Source organism: Lactococcus formosensis, assembly GCF_037892375.1.
GTDB classification, from domain to species: Bacteria; Bacillota; Bacilli; order Lactobacillales; family Streptococcaceae; genus Lactococcus; species Lactococcus formosensis.
In genome coordinates this window covers 797,378-816,977 of record NZ_CP141721.1, presented here as the reverse complement: position 1 = coordinate 816,977, position 19,600 = coordinate 797,378, and the positions used below count along the sequence as shown (strand labels likewise).

Annotated in this window: 17 protein-coding genes and 1 other annotated feature; of the genes, 2 read left to right on the top strand and 15 right to left on the bottom strand. The window is 39.8% G+C overall.

Going from position 1 to position 19,600, the window contains the following annotated elements:
- Positions 1–11 precede the first annotated feature (11 nt).
- From yqeK to rpsB, 8 genes are all read right to left on the bottom strand, one after another.
- Entirely contained in the window at positions 12–605 is a 594-nt protein-coding gene (yqeK, locus tag VNN39_RS04030; RefSeq protein WP_096368967.1) for a bis(5'-nucleosyl)-tetraphosphatase (symmetrical) YqeK, read from the bottom strand.
- Positions 598–1,191: a nicotinate-nicotinamide nucleotide adenylyltransferase gene (locus VNN39_RS04025; RefSeq protein WP_096368966.1), complete on the bottom strand. Its 594-nt coding sequence runs from the start codon at positions 1,189–1,191 to the stop codon at positions 598–600. Before VNN39_RS04025 ends, yqeK begins: the two co-directional genes overlap by 8 nt.
- 3 nt (positions 1,192–1,194) lie before the next feature.
- A complete protein-coding gene (gene yhbY / locus VNN39_RS04020; RefSeq protein WP_017369498.1) occupies positions 1,195–1,503 on the bottom strand; it encodes a ribosome assembly RNA-binding protein YhbY in 309 nt (102 codons plus the stop codon).
- Between the two features lie 14 nt (positions 1,504–1,517).
- The gene (gene hflX / locus VNN39_RS04015) at positions 1,518–2,753 is read right to left on the bottom strand and encodes a GTPase HflX (protein ID WP_270265259.1); all 1,236 of its coding nucleotides are present in this window, start codon (positions 2,751–2,753) and stop codon (positions 1,518–1,520) included.
- A gap of 2 nt (positions 2,754–2,755) precedes the next feature.
- Positions 2,756–3,862, bottom strand: a complete 1,107-nt coding sequence (yqeH, locus tag VNN39_RS04010) for a ribosome biogenesis GTPase YqeH (protein ID WP_165712703.1) — start codon at positions 3,860–3,862, stop codon at positions 2,756–2,758.
- Positions 3,863–4,008: 146 nt separating this feature from the next.
- Positions 4,009–5,739, bottom strand: coding sequence for a septation ring formation regulator EzrA (ezrA, locus tag VNN39_RS04005; RefSeq protein WP_017369501.1), 1,731 nt, complete (start codon positions 5,737–5,739; stop codon positions 4,009–4,011).
- Between the two features lie 214 nt (positions 5,740–5,953).
- A complete protein-coding gene (gene tsf, locus VNN39_RS04000) occupies positions 5,954–6,982 on the bottom strand; it encodes a translation elongation factor Ts (RefSeq protein WP_017369502.1) in 1,029 nt (342 codons plus the stop codon).
- A gap of 76 nt (positions 6,983–7,058) precedes the next feature.
- Positions 7,059–7,832, bottom strand: a complete 774-nt coding sequence (rpsB, locus tag VNN39_RS03995) for a 30S ribosomal protein S2 (RefSeq protein WP_338997908.1) — start codon at positions 7,830–7,832, stop codon at positions 7,059–7,061.
- A gap of 274 nt (positions 7,833–8,106) precedes the next feature.
- Between rpsB and VNN39_RS03990 the strand changes: the two genes are divergently transcribed.
- Both VNN39_RS03990 and adhE read left to right on the top strand, forming a co-directional pair.
- On the top strand, positions 8,107–9,147 hold the full coding sequence (locus tag VNN39_RS03990; protein WP_338997906.1) for a lactonase family protein: 1,041 nt from the start codon (positions 8,107–8,109) through the stop codon (positions 9,145–9,147).
- Positions 9,148–9,301: 154 nt separating this feature from the next.
- Positions 9,302–11,995 (top strand): bifunctional acetaldehyde-CoA/alcohol dehydrogenase, encoded by a 2,694-nt coding sequence (gene adhE, locus VNN39_RS03985; RefSeq protein ID WP_096368961.1) that lies wholly within the window; start codon positions 9,302–9,304, stop codon positions 11,993–11,995.
- 31 nt (positions 11,996–12,026) lie between these two features.
- On the opposite strand, the gene VNN39_RS03980 is transcribed toward adhE, so the two are convergent.
- The 7 genes from VNN39_RS03980 to VNN39_RS03950 form a co-directional block, all read right to left on the bottom strand.
- Entirely contained in the window at positions 12,027–13,070 is a 1,044-nt protein-coding gene (locus VNN39_RS03980; RefSeq protein ID WP_338997904.1) for a SepM family pheromone-processing serine protease, read from the bottom strand.
- Positions 13,060–13,557 carry a pantetheine-phosphate adenylyltransferase gene (gene coaD, locus VNN39_RS03975; RefSeq protein ID WP_165714012.1) on the bottom strand — a complete coding sequence of 166 codons (498 nt, stop codon included), beginning with the start codon at positions 13,555–13,557 and terminating at the stop codon, positions 13,060–13,062. The genes VNN39_RS03980 and coaD overlap by 11 nt, the downstream gene beginning before the upstream one ends.
- Positions 13,547–14,086 carry a 16S rRNA (guanine(966)-N(2))-methyltransferase RsmD gene (gene rsmD, locus VNN39_RS03970; protein WP_165714011.1) on the bottom strand — a complete coding sequence of 180 codons (540 nt, stop codon included), beginning with the start codon at positions 14,084–14,086 and terminating at the stop codon, positions 13,547–13,549. Before rsmD ends, coaD begins: the two co-directional genes overlap by 11 nt.
- 95 nt (positions 14,087–14,181) lie before the next feature.
- On the bottom strand, positions 14,182–15,528 hold the full coding sequence (locus VNN39_RS03965; RefSeq protein ID WP_003133148.1) for a glucose-6-phosphate isomerase: 1,347 nt from the start codon (positions 15,526–15,528) through the stop codon (positions 14,182–14,184).
- 148 nt (positions 15,529–15,676) lie between these two features.
- Entirely contained in the window at positions 15,677–18,319 is a 2,643-nt protein-coding gene (locus VNN39_RS03960; RefSeq protein ID WP_338997901.1) for a valine--tRNA ligase, read from the bottom strand.
- A 91-nt stretch (positions 18,320–18,410) separates the two neighbouring features.
- Positions 18,411–18,579, bottom strand: a binding site (T-box leader).
- A gap of 33 nt (positions 18,580–18,612) precedes the next feature.
- On the bottom strand, positions 18,613–19,227 hold the full coding sequence (locus tag VNN39_RS03955) for a FusB/FusC family EF-G-binding protein (RefSeq protein WP_338997899.1): 615 nt from the start codon (positions 19,225–19,227) through the stop codon (positions 18,613–18,615).
- A gap of 124 nt (positions 19,228–19,351) precedes the next feature.
- Positions 19,352–19,600, bottom strand: a complete 249-nt coding sequence (locus VNN39_RS03950; RefSeq protein WP_096368954.1) for a DUF1912 family protein — start codon at positions 19,598–19,600, stop codon at positions 19,352–19,354.

Genomic DNA, 19,600 nt, shown 5'->3' with positions numbered 1-19,600 from the left:
CTATTTTATTATTATTTTTTAAGATATTTTATAAATGCATTATATGTTTCGATACTTTGGGGATAAATCTTAACGCGAAGCTCTGCCAGATAGTCAATAAGGCGCATCGTCTCAAAAGCAACAGCCATATTAAGAGAACAATCTGCGATAGCTCGCGCTTCGATAACGCCTGGGAAATCACGCCCTTCTTCAATATAATCTGCAACATAAAGTACTTTAGCTAAGTCAGACATCTCAGGACTTCCTACAGTATGAACCTCGATTGCATGTAGGATTTCGGTATCTTTCAAACCTAAATCTTCTTGCATTTTATAGATGCCCACTGGACCATGCCAAATATTATTGCCCCAGTTTTTCAAGTCATCACCTAGATTATACTTGTCAATCAATTCTAAAAAAACAGGATCAGCCATTTCTTTCGCGTAATCATGTAAAAGAGCAGCAAGACTCGCTTTATGCGCATTTACATGGTATTTTTCAGCAAGTATAATTGCTGCTTTTTCCACTCCTAAAATATGTTGGAAACGTTTTTCAGACATTTGAGCTTTTATCTTCACAAGCAGCTCTTCTCTTGACAAGTTTACTTCTGGATAAAAATCAAACATAAAGGCCTTCTTTCTTAATATAGGCAAGTACTTTTGGTGCTAGCAAGAAATTAGGAACAAGGCCTCGGCTAAATTGTTCACGTATCATATTGCCAGAAATATCCATTCCCGGGACATCAACCCACAAAATAGGATAACTTGTCCCCGCGCGGAAACGTGGGCGACGTACGCCGACCAGCTGTACTAATTCTAAAAGTTGCTCAATATTTTTCCAGCTTGGTAAACTATTGATTAAGTCTCCACCAATGATAAAGTAAAAATCCGTATCAGGATATTCCTCCTTGAGGACTTTTACTGTTTCATATATGCCTTCATTTGCTTGACAGCGGCATTTATTCAATACAAGACCTTCTTTCCCATCCAATGCCAGTTCCAGCATACGTGTAACATGCCCGTCTGTGTTATGTTCTGGAAGAAAAACTACTTGCTCCAAATTCAGCTGCTGACGCACTTGATCAGCTATTGTTAAATGTGCAATGTGTACAGGATTGAAACTTCCCCAAAAAAGGCCGATGGCACGGCGAACACGAGCATTTTCCTCTTGTAGATCCACCTTAGTAAAAGGTGTTAGAAGTTCAAGCGACATAACTTATACCTTTTTTACATCTTCTGAAATTTTACGATTTTCTTTACGGTCACTAACCTTAAATACTACAACATTTCGTCCGATAATTTGGACCACATTAAGCCCCATTTCGTCAATCATCGCTGCGACATCTTTCGCTGTTTCATCTGAATTTTGTAAGATATTGACCTTAATTAATTCACGTGCATCTGCAGCGTGGCGAATACTTGTAAGGATTTCGTTAGACAATCCAGATTTTCCGATTTGGACAATGGGGCGAATATTTACTGCGAGACTTCGTAAGTAACGCTTTTGTTTTCCAGTTAATTCCATTTTATTTCTCTTTTCTAATAATTATCCAGCTTCCACATCATATTAGGGGCAATAAGCCCCTTAACTTTATAAGCTGTTTCACCTTCGACAACATCGTTGACCATGGCTATTTTTTTCAGTTCCGGCAGTTTATATGCCATCGCATATGGCAAGTCCAACTCAAAGGCGACAAAGAGCTCATGCAATTTTTCTAAGATTGCTGTGCGTAACCATTGGACACCTTCAGCTGACTTAATCGAAAGTTGGACAGCTGGTGCCAAAGTTGGCACAAAATCCTTAGCCATATCCATTTTATTATAGACATTTAATACAGGAATCCCTTGAATATCCATTTCTGCCATCAGTTTTTGGACTGTTTTTTCATGGACTTCATGATGGGGATTGCTCGCATCAATAACATGAATCAGTAAATCAACATGGGTTGACTCTTCCAAAGTCGACTTGAATGCCTTAATCAGTTCCGTCGGCAAATCTTGTATAAAACCAACGGTATCTGTGAGACTGACTGTAAAATCCTCTTTTATTTTCACCAACTTTGTTGTAGCATCCAGTGTAGCAAAAAGCTCATCTTTTTCATATTGCGTTTTTTCAGTCAAAGCATTCATCACACTTGATTTTCCTGCATTGGTATAACCAATCAATCCGATTTTAAAGATTGAACTCTCTTTGCGTTTTTTTCGAATCGTTTCACGTGTTTTTTCAACTTTTTTGAGTTGTTTTTCAATATTCTCAATACGTGTTCGAATATAGCGACGATCGGTTTCAAGTTTACTTTCACCAGGACCTTTGGAACCGATGCCTCCTCCTTGACGGCTGAGCATGATACCTTGCCCAACCAAACGTGGCAACAAATAGCTAAGTTGTGCCTGCTCGACTTGAAGCATCCCTTCATGAGAACGTGCACGTAATGCAAAGATATCCAAAATCAGTTGCATTCGATCAATAACTTTGACTCCTAAAGCTTCTTCCAGATTGATATTTTGGCGTGGTGTCAAGCGGTCATTAAAGATGACTGTGTCTATTTCTCCAACTTCAATCGCCCAACGCATCTGCTCAAGCTTACCAGTTCCAATCAAAAACTTAGTGTCATATTTGTCTCGCTTTTGCGTAAAAGCGTCAATCACAATACCACCTGCTGTTCTTGTTAATTCAGCAAGTTCAAGCATTGAACTCTCAAAATTTTCGCTGTTTTCAAAGGTTTCGACACCAGCGAGTAAAACACGCTCTTGTTTTTCTTCTAGATTTATCATACTTATACCAATGCCTTACGAAGGACCACATCTACACCCTCTGGTACCCATGCCGCAACAACACCACGTTCCGCAACGCGAATCCATCCTAATCCTGAGAAGACGATGTCTGATTTTTCTTTGACAGAAAATTCTTTACGGATGAGTTTAGGAAAGTCCGAAAGATTTTTCGCACGTGGCGGTTGAAGTAAACCACCCGCATGTTTTTCATAAAACTCAGTAGCACCCTCTAATTTTGTACGATGAATATCTAATTCATTGTCACAAAAAACAGTAAGTCCTTGTTTTTCACCTTGAATATAATCAAAACGCGCAAGACCACCTAGAAATAATGTTTGTCCAGCATTAAGTTGGTAAGTTTTAGGCTTGATTTCTTTTTTGGGCGAAACGAGTTTCAGGTCTTTTGCTTCAAGATAGTGTGCCATTTGTCCACGATGAATAATCCCTGGTGTATCAATAAGCAAGCTATCATCATCAAGAGGAATCTCAATCTTATCTAAAGTCGTTCCTGGAAAACGACTAGTGGTAATCACATTGTCATCCCCTGTGACAAGTTTGATAATAGCATTGATTAATGTAGATTTACCCACATTTGTTACACCAACTACGTAGACATCACGGCCTTTGCGCATCTTCTCAATTTTTTCCATGAGTTCTCGAACATCATCTTGATTTTTAGCTGAGGTGACAAGAACATCAAGGGGACGAAGACCCGCTTTCTTTGATTGCTCCTTGAGCCAAGCGCTCATTTTACCAACTTTCAAAGAATGTGGCAAAATATCTTTCTTGTTGGCTACCAAGAGAAGATCATTGTTTCCTGTGAAACGGTGCAAACTTGGAATTAGAGAGCCATTAAAATCAAAGATGTCAACAACATTCACGATTAAGGCATCATGCTCACCGATTTCACTCAAAAGGCGTAAAAAATCATCGTCTGTCAAACTGACATCAGCGATTTCATTATAATGGCGGAGGCGGAAGCAACGTTGACAGTACAACGCGTCATCTTCTCCTCTTTTCGCTAGCGCTCCTGCAGGCAGGAAACCTAAAGCATTTTTATCTTCTGTTTGAATCAATGCACCACAGCCAATGCAATGCAATTCTTCCATAATATTTTCAGTTTCAGTCATAGGCCTATTATAACATATTTCATACAATAACCATTTGTCCTTTTATTCGAGACTTAAGCTTATTAGGAAAGGCCATTTCAAAATGATATAAAATAAAAAAACGTAAGTTCCCTTACGCTTTTTTATTAACGATAATCTGGTTTTTCTTTGTGATTATTATATACGTTCGCAATACGTTCTGCTGCTCCTGGCTCAACCATCTCTAAAGCGTTTGAAATTTCGTTAAAGGCGCCATCATAATTGCGCGCACGATCAAAGAGTTGTAAGCTTCGAGCGATGGCTCCAGCAATACGTTCATCACTTGCTTTATAACGATTAGCATATTGCATCAACTGTTCAGCCAGAACGGCATGATCTACTAAATCATCTGTTGCATCCTTCAAGGCTTCCATATCTTGAGTAGATGTGTCAAGTTGATGATTCACTACATCAATATTAATACGTACTTTACCTAATTCTTTAAAGAGGGCTTCTAATCGCTCACTTGTCGCAAAGAAGAGATCTAAATAATCTTTCGGTAAACCTGGAAGGTTACGTTTTTCCACATAACGCTTGATGATGCGTAGCTCTGAGTCAAAGCGATCAGCAGCTTCTTGTGCAACTTTTTCTTGCTCACGTAAGTTAGCAAGTCCTTCACTAATGCTGATTTGATTTTTTTCGATATCTTCCAAAGCTTCAATGATTGAATTTACATTTCCACCTAAGGCAGAGTAAGGTTTTTGTTTTTCTTTAACCGCTTCAAGTACACTGTCAACTTCTCCTTCGAGGATATCAAGGTGTTCAGAGTAGCTACGTACAGCTGCTTTTTCATTGTCGGAAAGCAAATATGACTGCATCGTATGGTCGATTTCTAACAAGAGATTTTTGTTGTTTGCACGTGTGTGTTCAATATAGCTTCGGAGAATATTGACGCGTTTTTCTACACTACGGCGTGCTTTATATTCACGCTCAAAAATATCATAAATACCATTAATACGATCATTAATTGAAGAAATACGGGCTTCCGTTGCTTCAAGTTCAAAACTGTCAAGAAGGGCTTTAGCTTCTTCCAAATCATCTTGGATGGCTTTCATTTCATTCTCAAGATTAACACTTGCAGGAAGTACGTAATCCTCTTCTTCGAACTTATGAACTGTTTCTTCTAACTCTTCGATTTGTTTCGGCAATTCCTTATCGACAACAACAAGCAAGTCTGGGATTTGTTCCGTAATCGCACGCAAAGCAATCGTATGTTCTTCCGCAGTTTCCAACACCTCTGCTGCCTCAATCGGATCCCCTGTTGAGTTAAGCGTAACAAACTGTGAAAATTCCGTTTCTATATTTGCCAAGTGACGGTTAATTTCGTCAATAACTGTACCATATTTTTCTTGGTTGTCAGTGATTTCATCACGGAGCGTTTCATAAAGATCAAGAGATTCTTGAATTTTTGTTGAATTGCGTTTTTCCTGTTCGACCAACTCTGCAACACCTGCACGAATCGCTTCGACTTCAGATTCCATGACTTCGATTTGTGCTTCGCTATCATCGGCAGACTCACGGGCACGGAAAAAATGGAAGGAGTCATTCAATTGCTCAGCTTCAAAAATATGGTTTTCTAAATCAGCAAATGAATCTGATGACAAATCAATCCATTTTTGGTTCCACTCACGGAAAATGGTCTGTGACTGTCCAACGAGATGCATCTTCTTGACGGCATCTAATTCTTCTTGCACAGGTAAATCAAAAAGCAGCTCTTTGCGCTCTTCCAACTCAAGAATACGATTTTCTGTTTTCTTACGCATTACCATTGAAAATACATAGAATCCAACGACAATCACTATGAGAACGCCCAAAAGAATAATTATTGTACTTGACATCTTCTCTCCAAAACTTTAGGTAATTTTATCTTTTTATTTAAACTTATTTTTAAATACAAAGTTTCACTCTTTATTATAGCACATTATATTTGATTTTACATCACTTTTCTACATTTTTTAGATTACATACACTATAAGTTTAAAACCATGAAAAAGAAGCCCTTCACACAAATAGTCATAAAAAAACAGCTCTAATGAACTGTTTTTTTTATAATTAAGCAAGACCTGCTGCTTCAGCAACTTCTGCCGCGAAGTTGTTTTCTGCTTTCTCGATACCTTCACCAACTTCGTAACGTGTAAATGCTACAACTTTAGCACCTTTAGACTCAAGGAAAGCTTCTACTGTTTTACTGTCATCCATAACATAGAGTTGACCAAGAAGTGTATAAGCTTGGTCGACTTTAGTGTTATCGATGATGAATTTCGCAACTTTACCTGGGATGATTTTACCCAAGATTGCTTCAGGTTTACCTTCAGCCAAAAGTTCTTCCTTCATTTCGGCTTCAGCATTTGCAAGAACTTCTTCAGTCAATTGGCTACGTGAGCCATATGCAAGGTGTGGAAGCATTGGTTTGTTTACCAATTTACGGCTTTCGTTATCTTCATCGATTGTGTGGTTCAATTTTGCTAACTCATCATGAACAAACTCAGCATCCAATTCTTTGTAAGAAAGAACAGTTGGGTTCATTGCAGCGATATGCATCGCAACAGCTTTCGCAAGCTCAGCATCTCCACCTTCAACAACTGTAACTACACCAATACGGCCTTGATTGTGTTGGTAAACACCAAAAGTTTGATCATCTGTTTTTTCGATAAGTTGGAAACGACGGAATGAAATTTTTTCACCAATTGTTGCTGTAGCTTGTGTGTAAGAATCTTCAAGGCTGATACCTTCTGCAGTTGTCAAAGCCAAAGCTTCTTCATTAGTTGCAGGTTTTTTCTCTGCAATAAGTTCAGCTGTTTCTTTAACGATAGCAACGAATTGTTCATTTTTAGCAACGAAGTCTGTTTCTGAGTTCAATTCGATAAGTGCTGCAGTATTACCACTTACGGCGATACCTGTCAAACCTTCAGCGGCGATACGGTCAGCTTTTTTCTCAGCTTTCGCAATACCTTTTTCACGAAGGAGCTCAGCGGCTGCTTCCATATTTCCATCAGTTTCAACGAGTGCACGTTTAGCATCCATGATACCTGCACCAGTTTTTTCACGCAATTCTTTTACTTGAGCTGCTGTTACTGCCATTGTATAATTCTCCTATTATTATATTTTATAAAAAAACAGGGAGGCGTAGGGCCTCGCCTGTATTATTCATTACAAATTATTTGCCTTCAACGATTTCAGCAAGTTCTTCAAGTGATTCTTCTGAAGCAGCAGTATCTTTAACCGCAAGTTCAGCTTCTACTGAATCTTCGCCTTGACGACCTTCGATGATAGCGTCAGCCATTTTAGCAGTAATCAATTTAACTGCACGGATAGCATCATCGTTTGCTGGGATAATAACGTCGATTGGATCTGGGTCAGCGTTTGTATCAACCATAGCTACAACTGGAATTCCCAATTTTTGAGCTTCTTGGATAGCGATTTGTTCATTGTGTGGGTCAACAACGTACATCACATCTGGGATGCGAGGCATGTCAGCGATACCACCGATGAATTTTTCAAGACGTTCGCGTTCTTTGTTCAAAAGTACAACTTCTTTCTTAGGTAAAACTTCGAAAGTTCCGTCTTCTTCCATTTTGTTGATTGATTTAAGGCGTGCCACACGTTTTTGGATAGTGTTCCAGTTAGTGAGCATACCACCAAGCCAACGGTGGTTTACATAGTATTGACCAGCACGAAGTGCTTCTTCTTTAACAGCTTCTGAAGCTTGTTTTTTAGTACCAACAAAAAGTACTACAGCACCTTCAGATGAAGCGTTACGTACATAGTTGTAAGCATCATCAACAAGTTTAACTGTTTTTTGGAGGTCGATAACGTGGATACCATTACGTTCTGTGAAGATGTATGGTTTCATTTTTGGGTTCCAACGACGAGTTTGGTAACCGAAGTGAACACCAGCTTCAAGAAGTTGTTTCATTGAAATAACTGACATATTAATGTCTCCTTTTAAAATAGTTTTTTCCTCTTTCGACTGTCAGCCAATGCCGCTACAACGTGTGCACTACGACACCGTCAAGTCAAAATGTGAAATTATTGCCCATAGACAACACTACTATTATACACTAAACATCCCCTTATTGCAAGAGCTTGTTGCATCATTTTATTGGCTTCTCTACTTTCGCAAATTGCGAGAGATTTAGTTTCCTGAAAACGCTCATTTATGATAAAATAATTATACGAATATTAAATGTTAAAGGAGCCAAGATATGCGTGAAAAAATTCTAGTTGGTGGTTACACTAAGCGTGAATCAAAGGGGATTTACAGTTTTGACTTAGATATATCAAAGGAAGAACTTTCTAATCTAACAGAAGTTGCTCATATTCAAAATGCAACTTATTTTGCCTTGGATAAAACAAAACAACATCTTTACACTTGTGCCGCAGATGAAAACGGTGGCGGTATCGCTGCACTCAGCTATAAGAGAGGGAAGACTGAGCTCCTCAATTATGTTACTAGCGTTGGCGCACCGCTTTGCTATGTGGCTGTCGATAATAAGCGTGGCTTTGTTTACGGAGCAAATTATCACTTAGGGGAAATCCGAGTCTATAAAATTCAAAAAGATGGTTCACTTGCCTTAACAGATACTGTAAAGCATGAAGGTGATGGTTCAAAGATCAACCCTGGACAAGAACGCCCACATGTCCATTATGCAGATCTTACCCCCGACGGACGGTTGGTTACATGTGATTTGGGTACAGATGAGATTACAGTTTACGATGTGGTTGGCGAAGAGGGCAAGCTTTCTCTCGTAAGTCTCTACCGTATGCCTGCAGGTACTGGGGTACGTCATCTCACTTTCCATCCTAATGGTAAAATCGCTTACGCTATTGGTGAGTTTTCTTCTACTGTAACTGTCCTTAGCTACAATGAAGAAAAAGGACGCTTTGCTGCACTTGAAACAATTAGTACTCTCCCCGTAGATTTTGAAGGCACAAAGAGCGCAGCTGCTCTCCGTCTTTCTTCCGATGGTGCTTTTCTCTATGCTTCAAACCGCGGTCATAATTCGATCGCCATCTACAGTGTTAGCCCCTTAGGAACAAAAATAACTCTAGAAGATATTGTAAAAACTGAAGGTGAAACACCTCGAGACTTCAATTTCAATAGCACAGAAGATTTTATTATCGTGGCGCACCAAGATAGCGATAATATCAGTCTTTTCCGCCGCAATAGGAAAACAGGAATGCTCACACTTAAGCAAAAAGACTTTTATAGCCCTGAGGGCACATGTATTTTACCAACACTTTAATGAAAACCGCCACTCAGGCGGTTTTTTTATCATTAAAATGCAGATAGTATTTCATCAAAAAAGTTTGTGTGATTTTACACAATATTATTTGACAGCACTTTCAAAGTTTGTTAGAATGATAACGTGATAAATTTCACAAAGGAGAAATTTAAATATGTCAAGCAAGAATACGAAAAAAGAACTAACGACCGCTGATAAAGCTGCACTTGCGGAAAAAGCAGAGCAATATACAGACGGTCTTGTCAAAAAAGCACATCAAGCTGCTTTACAATTTGAAGGCTACACACAAGTGCAAGTAGATAAAATTGTCGCAGCAATGGCTTTAGCAGCAAGTGAACATTCCCTTGAACTCGCGCACGAAGCCCATAATGAAACAGGCCGAGGCATAGTTGAGGATAAGGATACTAAAAATCGCTTTGCTTCAGAATCTGTTTATAACTCAATTAAAAATGACAAAACAGTAGGAGTAATTAGCGAGAACAAAGTTGCTGGTTCAGTAGAAATTGCAGCCCCTTTAGGTGTGCTTGCAGGAATCGTACCAACTACCAACCCTACTTCTACAACAATTTTCAAATCACTCTTAACAGCAAAAACACGAAATGCTATCGTTTTCGCCTTTCACCCTCAAGCTCAAAATTGTTCCTCTCATGCTGCGCGTATTGTCTACGAAGCTGCCTTGAAAGCTGGGGCGCCCGAAAACTTTATCCAATGGGTCGAAGATCCAAGCCTTTACAACACTACTGCACTTATCCAAAACCACGGCATTGCTTCTATCCTAGCTACAGGTGGACCAGGTATGGTTAATGCAGCGCTCAAATCGGGCAATCCTTCACTAGGAGTGGGCGCAGGTAATGGTGCCGTCTTCGTTGATGCTACCGCAAATGTGGATCGTGCAGTTGAAGACCTCCTACTTTCTAAACGTTTTGATAATGGCATGATTTGCGCTACCGAAAACTCTGCCGTAGTTGCTGCAGAAATTTACGATGAATTCCTCGAAAAACTTCAAGCTCACGGTGCTTACAATGTTCCAAAGGAAGATTATCCAGCCATTGAAAAATTTGTTTTCGTTGAGCGTGCCGGTGAAGGCTTCGGAGTAACTGGTCCGGTTGCCGGTCGCCCTGGCCCATGGATTGCTGAACAAGCAGGGGTAAAAGTACCTGAAGGTAAAGATGTCCTTCTCTTTGAATTGGATGAAAAAAACATTGGTGAAGCTCTCTCTTCTGAAAAGCTTAGCCCGCTTTTGTCAATCTACAAATCTACCTCTCGTGAAAATGGTACTACAATCGTTCAAAAGCTCTTAGCTTATCAAGGTGCTGGACATAACGCGGCTATCCAGATAGGTGCACAAGACGATCCGTTCGTGAAAGAATATGCTGATGCTATTGGTGCCGCACGTATCTTAGTTAATCAACCAGATTCTATTGGTGGCGTTGGTGACATCTATACTGATGCAATGCGTCCATCACTGACTTTAGGAACTGGTTCATGGGGGAAAAATTCAATCTCACACAATTTGAGTACATATGATCTATTGAATATTAAAACAGTGGCACGTCGTCGTAATCGCCCTCAATGGGTTCGTCTGCCAAAAGAAATTTACTACGAAAACAACTCTATCTCTTATCTACAGGAAATGCCCAATATCGAACGTGCCTTTGTCGTTACAGACCACGGTATGTTACAATTCGGCTTTGTCGATCACATGCTTGAGCAATTGGCTGTCCGTGAAACGCAAGTGCAAACTTCAATATATGGTTCTGTAAAACCTGATCCAACGCTTTCACAAGCCATTGAGATTGCACGACAAATGGCAGATTTCAAACCTGATACAGTTATCGCACTCGGCGGTGGTTCTCCGCTTGATGCAGCAAAAATTGGCCGCTTGATTTATGAATACTCTGTCCGTGGAGAGGTTGACCTCGATGATGACGTTGCATTAAAAGCTCTCTTTGAGCAATTGGCGCAAAAATTCATCGATATTCGTAAACGTATCGTCAAATTCCCGCATCAAGATCAAACGCAATTGGTATGTATCCCGACCACTTCTGGTACAGGTTCTGAAGTAACACCCTTTGCTGTTATCACTGATGATGAAACCCATGTTAAATATCCTTTAGCTGATTATCAACTTACACCTCAAGTAGCTATTGTTGACCCTGAGTTTGTTATGACCGTGCCAAAACGTACTGTGGCTTGGTCAGGTATTGATGCCCTCAGTCACGCGCTCGAATCCTATGTTTCAGTCATGGCTTCGGATTATACTAAACCATTATCCCTTCGTGCCATTAAGTTAATTTTTGATAATTTGACAACCTCATACCACTATGATCCGTCTCAACCTTCCAAAGAAGGACAAGTCGCACGCGCAAACATGCATAATGCAGCAACCTTAGCTGGTATGGCCTTTGCTAATGCATTTCTCGGTATTAATCACTCCCTAGCCCACAAAGTGGGTGGTGAGTTTGAATTACCACATGGTTTAGCTATCGCTATCGCTATGCCTCACGTCATTAAATTTAACGCTGTAACAGGAAACGTTAAACGTACACCATACCCACGTTATGAGATTTACCGTGCCCAAGAAGATTACGCTGAAATTGCGCGTTATATTGGTCTTACAGGTAAAGATGATGCGGAACTCGTAGACAAACTTATTAAGGAAATTAAAAAATTGACGGACAGCATCGATATCGACGTCACTCTATCAGGAAATGGTGTTGATAAAAACCACTTGGAGCGTGAACTCGATAAGCTTGCAAACCTTGTTTATGATGATCAATGCACACCTGGCAATCCCCGCCAACCAAGTATTTCTGAGCTTAAAACACTCTTACAAGATCAATATTAAGCATAAAAAAAGCTGTAAATTACAGCTTTTTTTATTTTTCGAGATAATCTATTGCATCTTGAATCGTCTTTACAGGTACGATTTTCATATCTGAATTCAACTTTTTAGCTGCCGCAAGCGCATCTGTGTAGTTATTTGTTGTACCAGAAGCCTTTGTCTGTTCTTCCGTTTCATCTGGGCAAAGGAAAATTTTTGCACCCGCATTACTTGCTGTAGCAACTTTTTTATCGACGCCACCTATTTGCCCGATGCTACCATCCTCATTGATAGTTCCAGTACCTGCAATTTCGCGTCCTTGACGTAAATCTTTGCCTGTGATTTGGCTATATATTTCCAAGGTAAACATCATACCAGCACTCGGTCCGCCAATACTTCCGGCATCAATTTTAACTTCAGGGTCTGTCACAACTTGTGTGTGGTCTACTAAACCAATACCAATCCCCGTCTTACCATTACTCAGCTTAATATACTTCCCTGTGGCTTCATGATTACTGCCATCTACGCGTGTATAATTGATAGTAACGCTACCCCCAACTTTTTGTTGAGACACATAGTCAATCATTTCAGTTGAAGATTTGAAAGTACGACCATTAACTGCTGTTATCGTATCCGAAAGTTGTAAGTCATTTTTAAATGTCGAATCCTCAGTGATGCTCAAAACATAAACACCTTGATACTTCATCTCATAAGGCTTCCCTGCCAACTTAAAGGCCTGATAAATAGCCGTGTTTTGCGCTGTCTGCATATAGAACTGATTAACCAAATCAAATTGCCGGTTGGTCATCCCGCCTGTCATCTCTTCACTACTCACAACAGTAGCAAAAGAGTTCGACTTGGAATAAAGCATACTTGCTGCATTGGCGCGAACCATTTCAACTGTCGTTAAATAAAAGTTGCCTTTATGCTCATCTTTTTTCCCTGCGACATCAACCATTTGGTTAACTGGAATGGTTCCTCCTGGTTGCTCGATATAGTAAGGTAAGGGGAAGAACAACCCCACTACAATAAGAAGCGGTAGCGCGACGGCAAAGAATAGCTTTAGTTTTTTATGCTTTTTTATTTTTTCATTTTTCATGTGCTTTTTTCTCATTCAGTGCTTCAATAACATTTGCAGGTAACCATTGGCTTAGGTCTTGACCAAAATGATAAAGTTCACGCATCCGGGTAGAACTAATATTTTCGAGTTCTGGTTTTGCAGTCAGTAAGATGGTTTCCATCCCCGTCATTTCACGGTTAAAGTAAATCATATTTTTCTCATAGTCTAAATCAGCCGCATTGCGAACTGAGCGTACAAGTGCCGTCACTTCTAATCGCTTCGCAATATTTACTGTTAAATCATTCGCATGTGCAATCACTTCCACATTAGTTAATTGTAAATCTGTTAAGGCTGTTTCGATTAGGGCTACACGCTCTTCTAAACTAAACAAAGGATTTTTAGCTTCATTTTTGAAAATGCCAATATAAAGCTTATCAAAAAGCTTGCTGGCACGTTCAACGATATCAAGATGACCTTTTGTGACTGGGTCAAAAGTGCCCGTAAATAAACCGATTTTATCTTTCATAGATGGTTACCTTTGAAATTCCATATACTTTTTCTTTACTCATAGACAACTGACCAATATTTTCTGGAAGATCTACGTCCTTGTCCGTTTCACAAACAACGATGACATCATCTGCCAACAAGTCTTTTTCCTGCATTTCTTCTAGGTTAGCAACAATGCTTTCTTTCGCATAAGGTGGGTCTAACAAAACTAAGTTGAACTGTCCAGAAAGATTAGCCAAAGCGCGTTCGGCTGGCATTTTAAGAAGTTGAAATTTTTTCTCTTCCTTAGTCATCTTAATATTTTCAGCAATCACCAGCTGCGCTGAACGGTCTTTCTCAACCATCACAGCATTGTCCATCCCACGTGAGACAGCTTCGATAGCAAGTGAGCCTGAACCTGAGAACAAATCCAAGACCCGACCGCCTTCAAAATATGGACCTATCATATTAAAAATCGCGCCTTTGACTTTATCCGTCGTCGGACGTGTTGTTTTACCTGCTAATGTCTTGAGTGGTCTACCACCGTAATTTCCTGCTACAACTCTCATTGCTCTATTATAGCACACTGTGCCTTCTTCGCCCATAAGCATAAAAAAAGTCACAGTTCAATGAACTGTGGCTTTTGTTTTTATCTCATTTTTGATTAAAGACGTGCGTTCAATTCGGCACTCAATTCTTCAAATCCTGGTTTACCAAGAAGCGCAAACATGTTACGTTTGTAAGCTTCAACACCTGGTTGGTCAAACGGATTGATACCGTTCAAGTAACCAGAGATTGCGATTGCAAGTTCAAAGAAGTAGATAGTGTAACCTAAAGTGAATTCATCTTGCTCAGGCAAAGTAACGATCATGTTTGGTACGTCACCATCTGTGTGGGCAAGGAGAACACCGTCAGCTGCTTTTTTGTTGACGAAGTCAACATCTTTACCTTGCAAGTAGCCAAGACCATCAAGGTCAGCTTCAAGCTCAGGGATGTTAATATTTTTGCGTGGTTTTTCAACACGGATAGCTGTTTCAAATACAGAACGTGTACCTTCTTGGATAAATTGACCCAATGAGTGCAAATCTGTTGAGAAGTTTGCTGATGTTGGGTAAATACCTTTTTGGTCTTTACCTTCAGATTCGCCAGCCAATTGTTTCCACCATTCTGAGAAGTATTGCAATGATGGCTCATAGTTAATCAAGATTTCTGAAAGTTTGCCTTTGCGGTAAAGGATATTACGAAGTGCTGCATAAGCATAAGCATCATTTTCACGTACATCTGTAGCTGTATATTCTTTACGCGCTGCGTTAGCACCTTCCATAAGGGCTGTGATATCAGCACCTGATGCTGCGATAGGCAAGAGACCAACAGCCGTCAAAACTGAGAAACGTCCGCCAACTGAGTCTGGAACAACAAAAGTATCCCAGTTGTTTGCATCAGCATTAACTTTAACGGCACCTTTTTCTTTATCTGTTGTTGCATAGATACGTTTATTTGCTTCTTCACGGCCATATTTTTTAACCAAAAGTTCTTCAAAGACACGGAAAGCAATTGCTGGTTCAGTTGTTGTTCCTGATTTAGAGATAACATTAACAGAGAAATCTTTATCTGCAACATATTCTACCAAGTCTGAGAGGTAGCTTGAAGAAATTGAATTTCCTGCATAAAGAATTTGTGGTGCTTTACGTTCTTCTTTTGATTGAAGATTAACAAAGCTATTGTTCAAGAAATCAATTGCAGCGCGGGCACCAAGGTATGAACCACCGATACCGATAACAATAAGAACTTCTGAATCAGATTGAATTTTACTTGCTGCTTTTTGGATACGAGCAAACTCTTCTTTATCATAGTCTTCTGGAAGATCTAACCAACCGATGAAGTCAGAACCCGCACCAGTTCCTTCACGAAGAAGTTTATCTGCGCCGTCAACTTGCCATTGAATTTCGTCAAGTTCTTTATCAGCCACAAATGGTTTCAATTTAGAATAGTCAAATTTAATATGTGCCATCTTATATCTCTCCTTAGAGTTTTTTTCTTTGTTTATTTTATCACTTTTTCACAGCTTTAACAAGAAATGAAAATTTAAGATATTGTAAAGCTATCTATACCAAAAAGAAAAAGTTCCCACAATTAGGAACTTTTCCATGACTCGTCGACTATTTTTGTAACTCTTCAATACGGGCTTGAGTGCTCTCAAACTTCTCTTGATAGTCTGCTAGTTTAGCACGTTCTTTATCTACAACTTCTGCTTTGGCATTTGCCACAAATTTTTCATTAGAAAGCTTACGGTTAACCATATCAAGTTCTTTTTGCCACTTGTCTAATTCTTTATTAAGACGAGCGATTTCTTCCTCAATATTAATCAATCCTGCTAATGGAAGGTAGATTTCTGCACCAGTAACTACTGCTGACATGGCTTGTTCTGGCGCTGTTACATCCGCTGCAATAGTTAACTCGCTTGGGTTAGTGAAGCGTTTAATATAAGGTGCCACCTTGCTCAGGAAGGCTTCTTTGTCTGATTTGATCATCATTGGCACGGCCTTTGATAAAGGTGTATTCACTTCCGCACGGATATTACGTACAGCGGTAATGATTTCAATGAGCATGGCAACTCCATCACCTGCTTCTGCATCATCAAATTCTGGACGTACTTCTGGATATTCAGATACCACAATAGATTTGCCTTCAGCTGTTGGAAGTTTTTCAAAGATTTCTTCTGTGAAGAAAGGCATGATTGGGTGCAAGAGACGGAGCACTTGATCAAGGACATGCACAAGCACTGATCGTGTAACGTCTTTTTCTGCTTCATCATCGCCAAACATTACTTCCTTGGTCAACTCAAGATACCAGTTGGCAAACTCATCCCAAATGAAGTTATACAGAATATGACCTGCAACACCAAACTCAAATTTATCCATTTGTTCAGTAACGCGTGCAACTGTATCATTCAAACGTGTGAGAATCCAACGATCGGTAACATTACCTGCTGTTTTCGCTGCCACTTGGTCAAGATGAGCAGAAATTTCTTCTGATGTGATATCTCCTGCATTCATCAAGATATAGCGTGAAACATTCCATATCTTATTGATGAAATTCCAAGCTGCATCCATTTTGTCGTAGCTGAAACGCACATCTTGCCCTGGAGCTGAACCATTGGACAAGAACCAACGCAAGGCATCGGCACCATATTTTTCAATCACATCCATTGGGTCAATACCATTCCCCAAAGATTTGGACATCTTGCGTCCCTCTTCATCACGAATCAATCCATGGATAAGCACATTATTAAATGGTGCTTTTCCTGTAAATTCAAGGGATTGGAATATCATACGTGAAACCCAGAAGAAGATAATGTCATAGCCCGTAACCAAGGTCGATGTAGGGAAGTAACGTTGGAAGTCTTCTGCCTTTTCATCCGGCCAGCCCATAGTTGAGAAAGGCCATAAGGCTGAGGAGAACCAAGTGTCAAGTACGTCCTCATCTTGGACCCATCCTTCACCTTCTGGTGCTTCTTCGCCGACATACATTTCGCCAGCTTCGTTGTACCATGCAGGAATTTGATGTCCCCACCAGAGTTGGCGTGAAATAACCCAGTCGTGTACGTTTTCCATCCATTGGAGGAATGTGTCGTTAAAACGTGGAGGATAAAACTCAACCGCATCTTCTGTTTTTTGATTTGCGATTGCATTTTTAGCCAACTCTTCCATCTTAACGAACCATTGTGTCGATAAGCGAGGCTCAACCATTACACCTGTACGTTCTGAGTGCCCAACGGAGTGCATCATTTTCTCAACTTTAACTAAGTTGCCGAGCTCATCTAATTTTTTAATGATAGCTTCGCGGGCCTCAAAACGATCCATACCATTAAATTCGCCTGTGAGCTCGTTCATTGTACCATCAGCATTCATCACATTAACTTGTGGCAAGTTATGACGTTGACCAACCAAGAAGTCGTTAGGATCATGGGCAGGGGTAATTTTAACCACACCTGTTCCTTTTTCCATATCTGCGTGTTCGTCACCAACAATAGGAATTTCTTTGTTAATGATAGGGAGAATAACACTTTGACCAATGTATTTGGCATAACGTTCATCTGCTGGGTTAACAGCAACAGCAGTGTCTCCAAAGAAAGTTTCTGGACGCGTTGTCGCTACTTCAAGTGCACCTGAACCATCCGCCAAAGGATAAGTTATGTGATAGAAGGCACCTTCGACATCCTTATGGATAACTTCAATATCAGAGAGCGCAGTCATGGCCTTTGGATCCCAGTTAATGATAAACTCACCACGGTAAATCCAGCCCTTTTTGTAAAGTTGAACAAAAACTTTGCGGACTGCAGCAGACAAACCTTCGTCTAGAGTAAAACGTTCACGGTTATAATCAACAGAGATACCCATTTTACCCCATTGTTCTTTGATAGTTGAAGCATATTCGTCTTTCCATTCCCAAACCTTGTCTAAGAATTTCTCACGGCCTAAATCATAACGGGAGATACCATCTTCAGCTAAACGCGCTTCCACTTTGGCTTGCGTTGCAATACCTGCGTGGTCCATACCTGGCAACCATAGAGTATCAAAACCTTGCATACGTTTTTGACGGATGATAATATCTTGCAAGGTTGTGTCCCAAGCATGTCCCAAGTGGAGCTTACCGGTTACGTTTGGTGGCGGAATAACGATACTGTAGGGTTTTGCTTTTTTGTCACCTGAAGGTGCAAAAACACCTTGTTCGAGCCATTTTTCATAGCGTCCTGCTTCGACTTCAGCAGGGTTAAATTTTGTTGATAATTCTTCTGTCATTTATTTTTCCTTTCGGTATGAAAACAGTTAATAATGTCGAGGGAGAAGTTCAAGAGTATGTCAATAAAAAAATACCGCACCTAAACATCCAAAATAGGACGCTCACGCGCGGTACCACCTAAATTCCTGCTTTTAAAAGCAGACACTTAATTTTATTTAACTGACTTCAATGCAACCTTCACAAGCTTCATCTGAAATCTCACAGCGACCGATTTCTCTCTTAAAGATTAGGCTTGTTACTCCTCATTTAGTGTTTTTATTCTATCAGATTTGTCAGTTTTTTGCAAGGTCGCTCAGCGTTCTTTGATTATTTCTAAGAAATGCTCTAAACCTTCTCTTTTTTGCATTTGTCGATTACAGTTCACACTATCAACACAGATATATGTGCCATTCTTAGTATAGGTACCATCAGAACCTCTTTTAGTGGTGGCTAAAAATTGTGTCACTTGGCTTGTTTTTTGACAAATCGCACAAATATTTTTTATACTTCCAGAAGTCGTCCCATAAAAACCCCGTCCGTCACTTGTCACGATATACTTGCGCTGACTGGAAATCTCATTCCAAGCAAAATAGGTCAGTTCTTTCATATCCCAGGATGCTTGCGCTGGAACTTTAAGCTTTTTGACCTTCTTAAAAATCTTTTTAATTTGGCTTTCAGATGGCAAGACAAAAGCTTCAACTAAATCTTTCAAGTAAAGCAATTCGCGTTCTGCTTGCTCCTTGGTTATTTTACTGTCCACAAGTTTCTCTAAAAAGAGACCGACTTCTTTTGCTTTCGAGAGCTCTCCTATTTCAGCTACAGTTTGAGCATAAACTGCTTCTACTGTGGCTTTATCATTAACCGAATGGTAGACATTGATGAGGTCAAAGGTAAGGTATTTTATTCTGTTGTATTCGTATGCTTTCATTTTTTCTCCTTAACTATCCGCTAAGTGAGAATATTGTTAACTTAGCGGTAAACTTATGCGAGAGCAGTTACTCGCACTTGTTTACCAACCATAGGATTTAATTTCATAAAACCCTCCTTATTACTTAAAAAGTTTTGGTACCTAAGTCTGGTACGTCGTGGAAATCTTTACCCGCCTTATAGTTTTCAAATTTTCCTTGAAGAAATTGATAGGCATCGAGACGGCTTTCATAACGAATAGCCGCTTCTTTTGCTTCAATTTTTTTATCTTCATGTGCAATTTTTTCTGCGGCTTTCATTGCAATTTCTGAAAGTTGAACCTGTTGGTCCACCCACTCACTAAAATCTTTTAAAAATTTTTCTTTATATTCCAT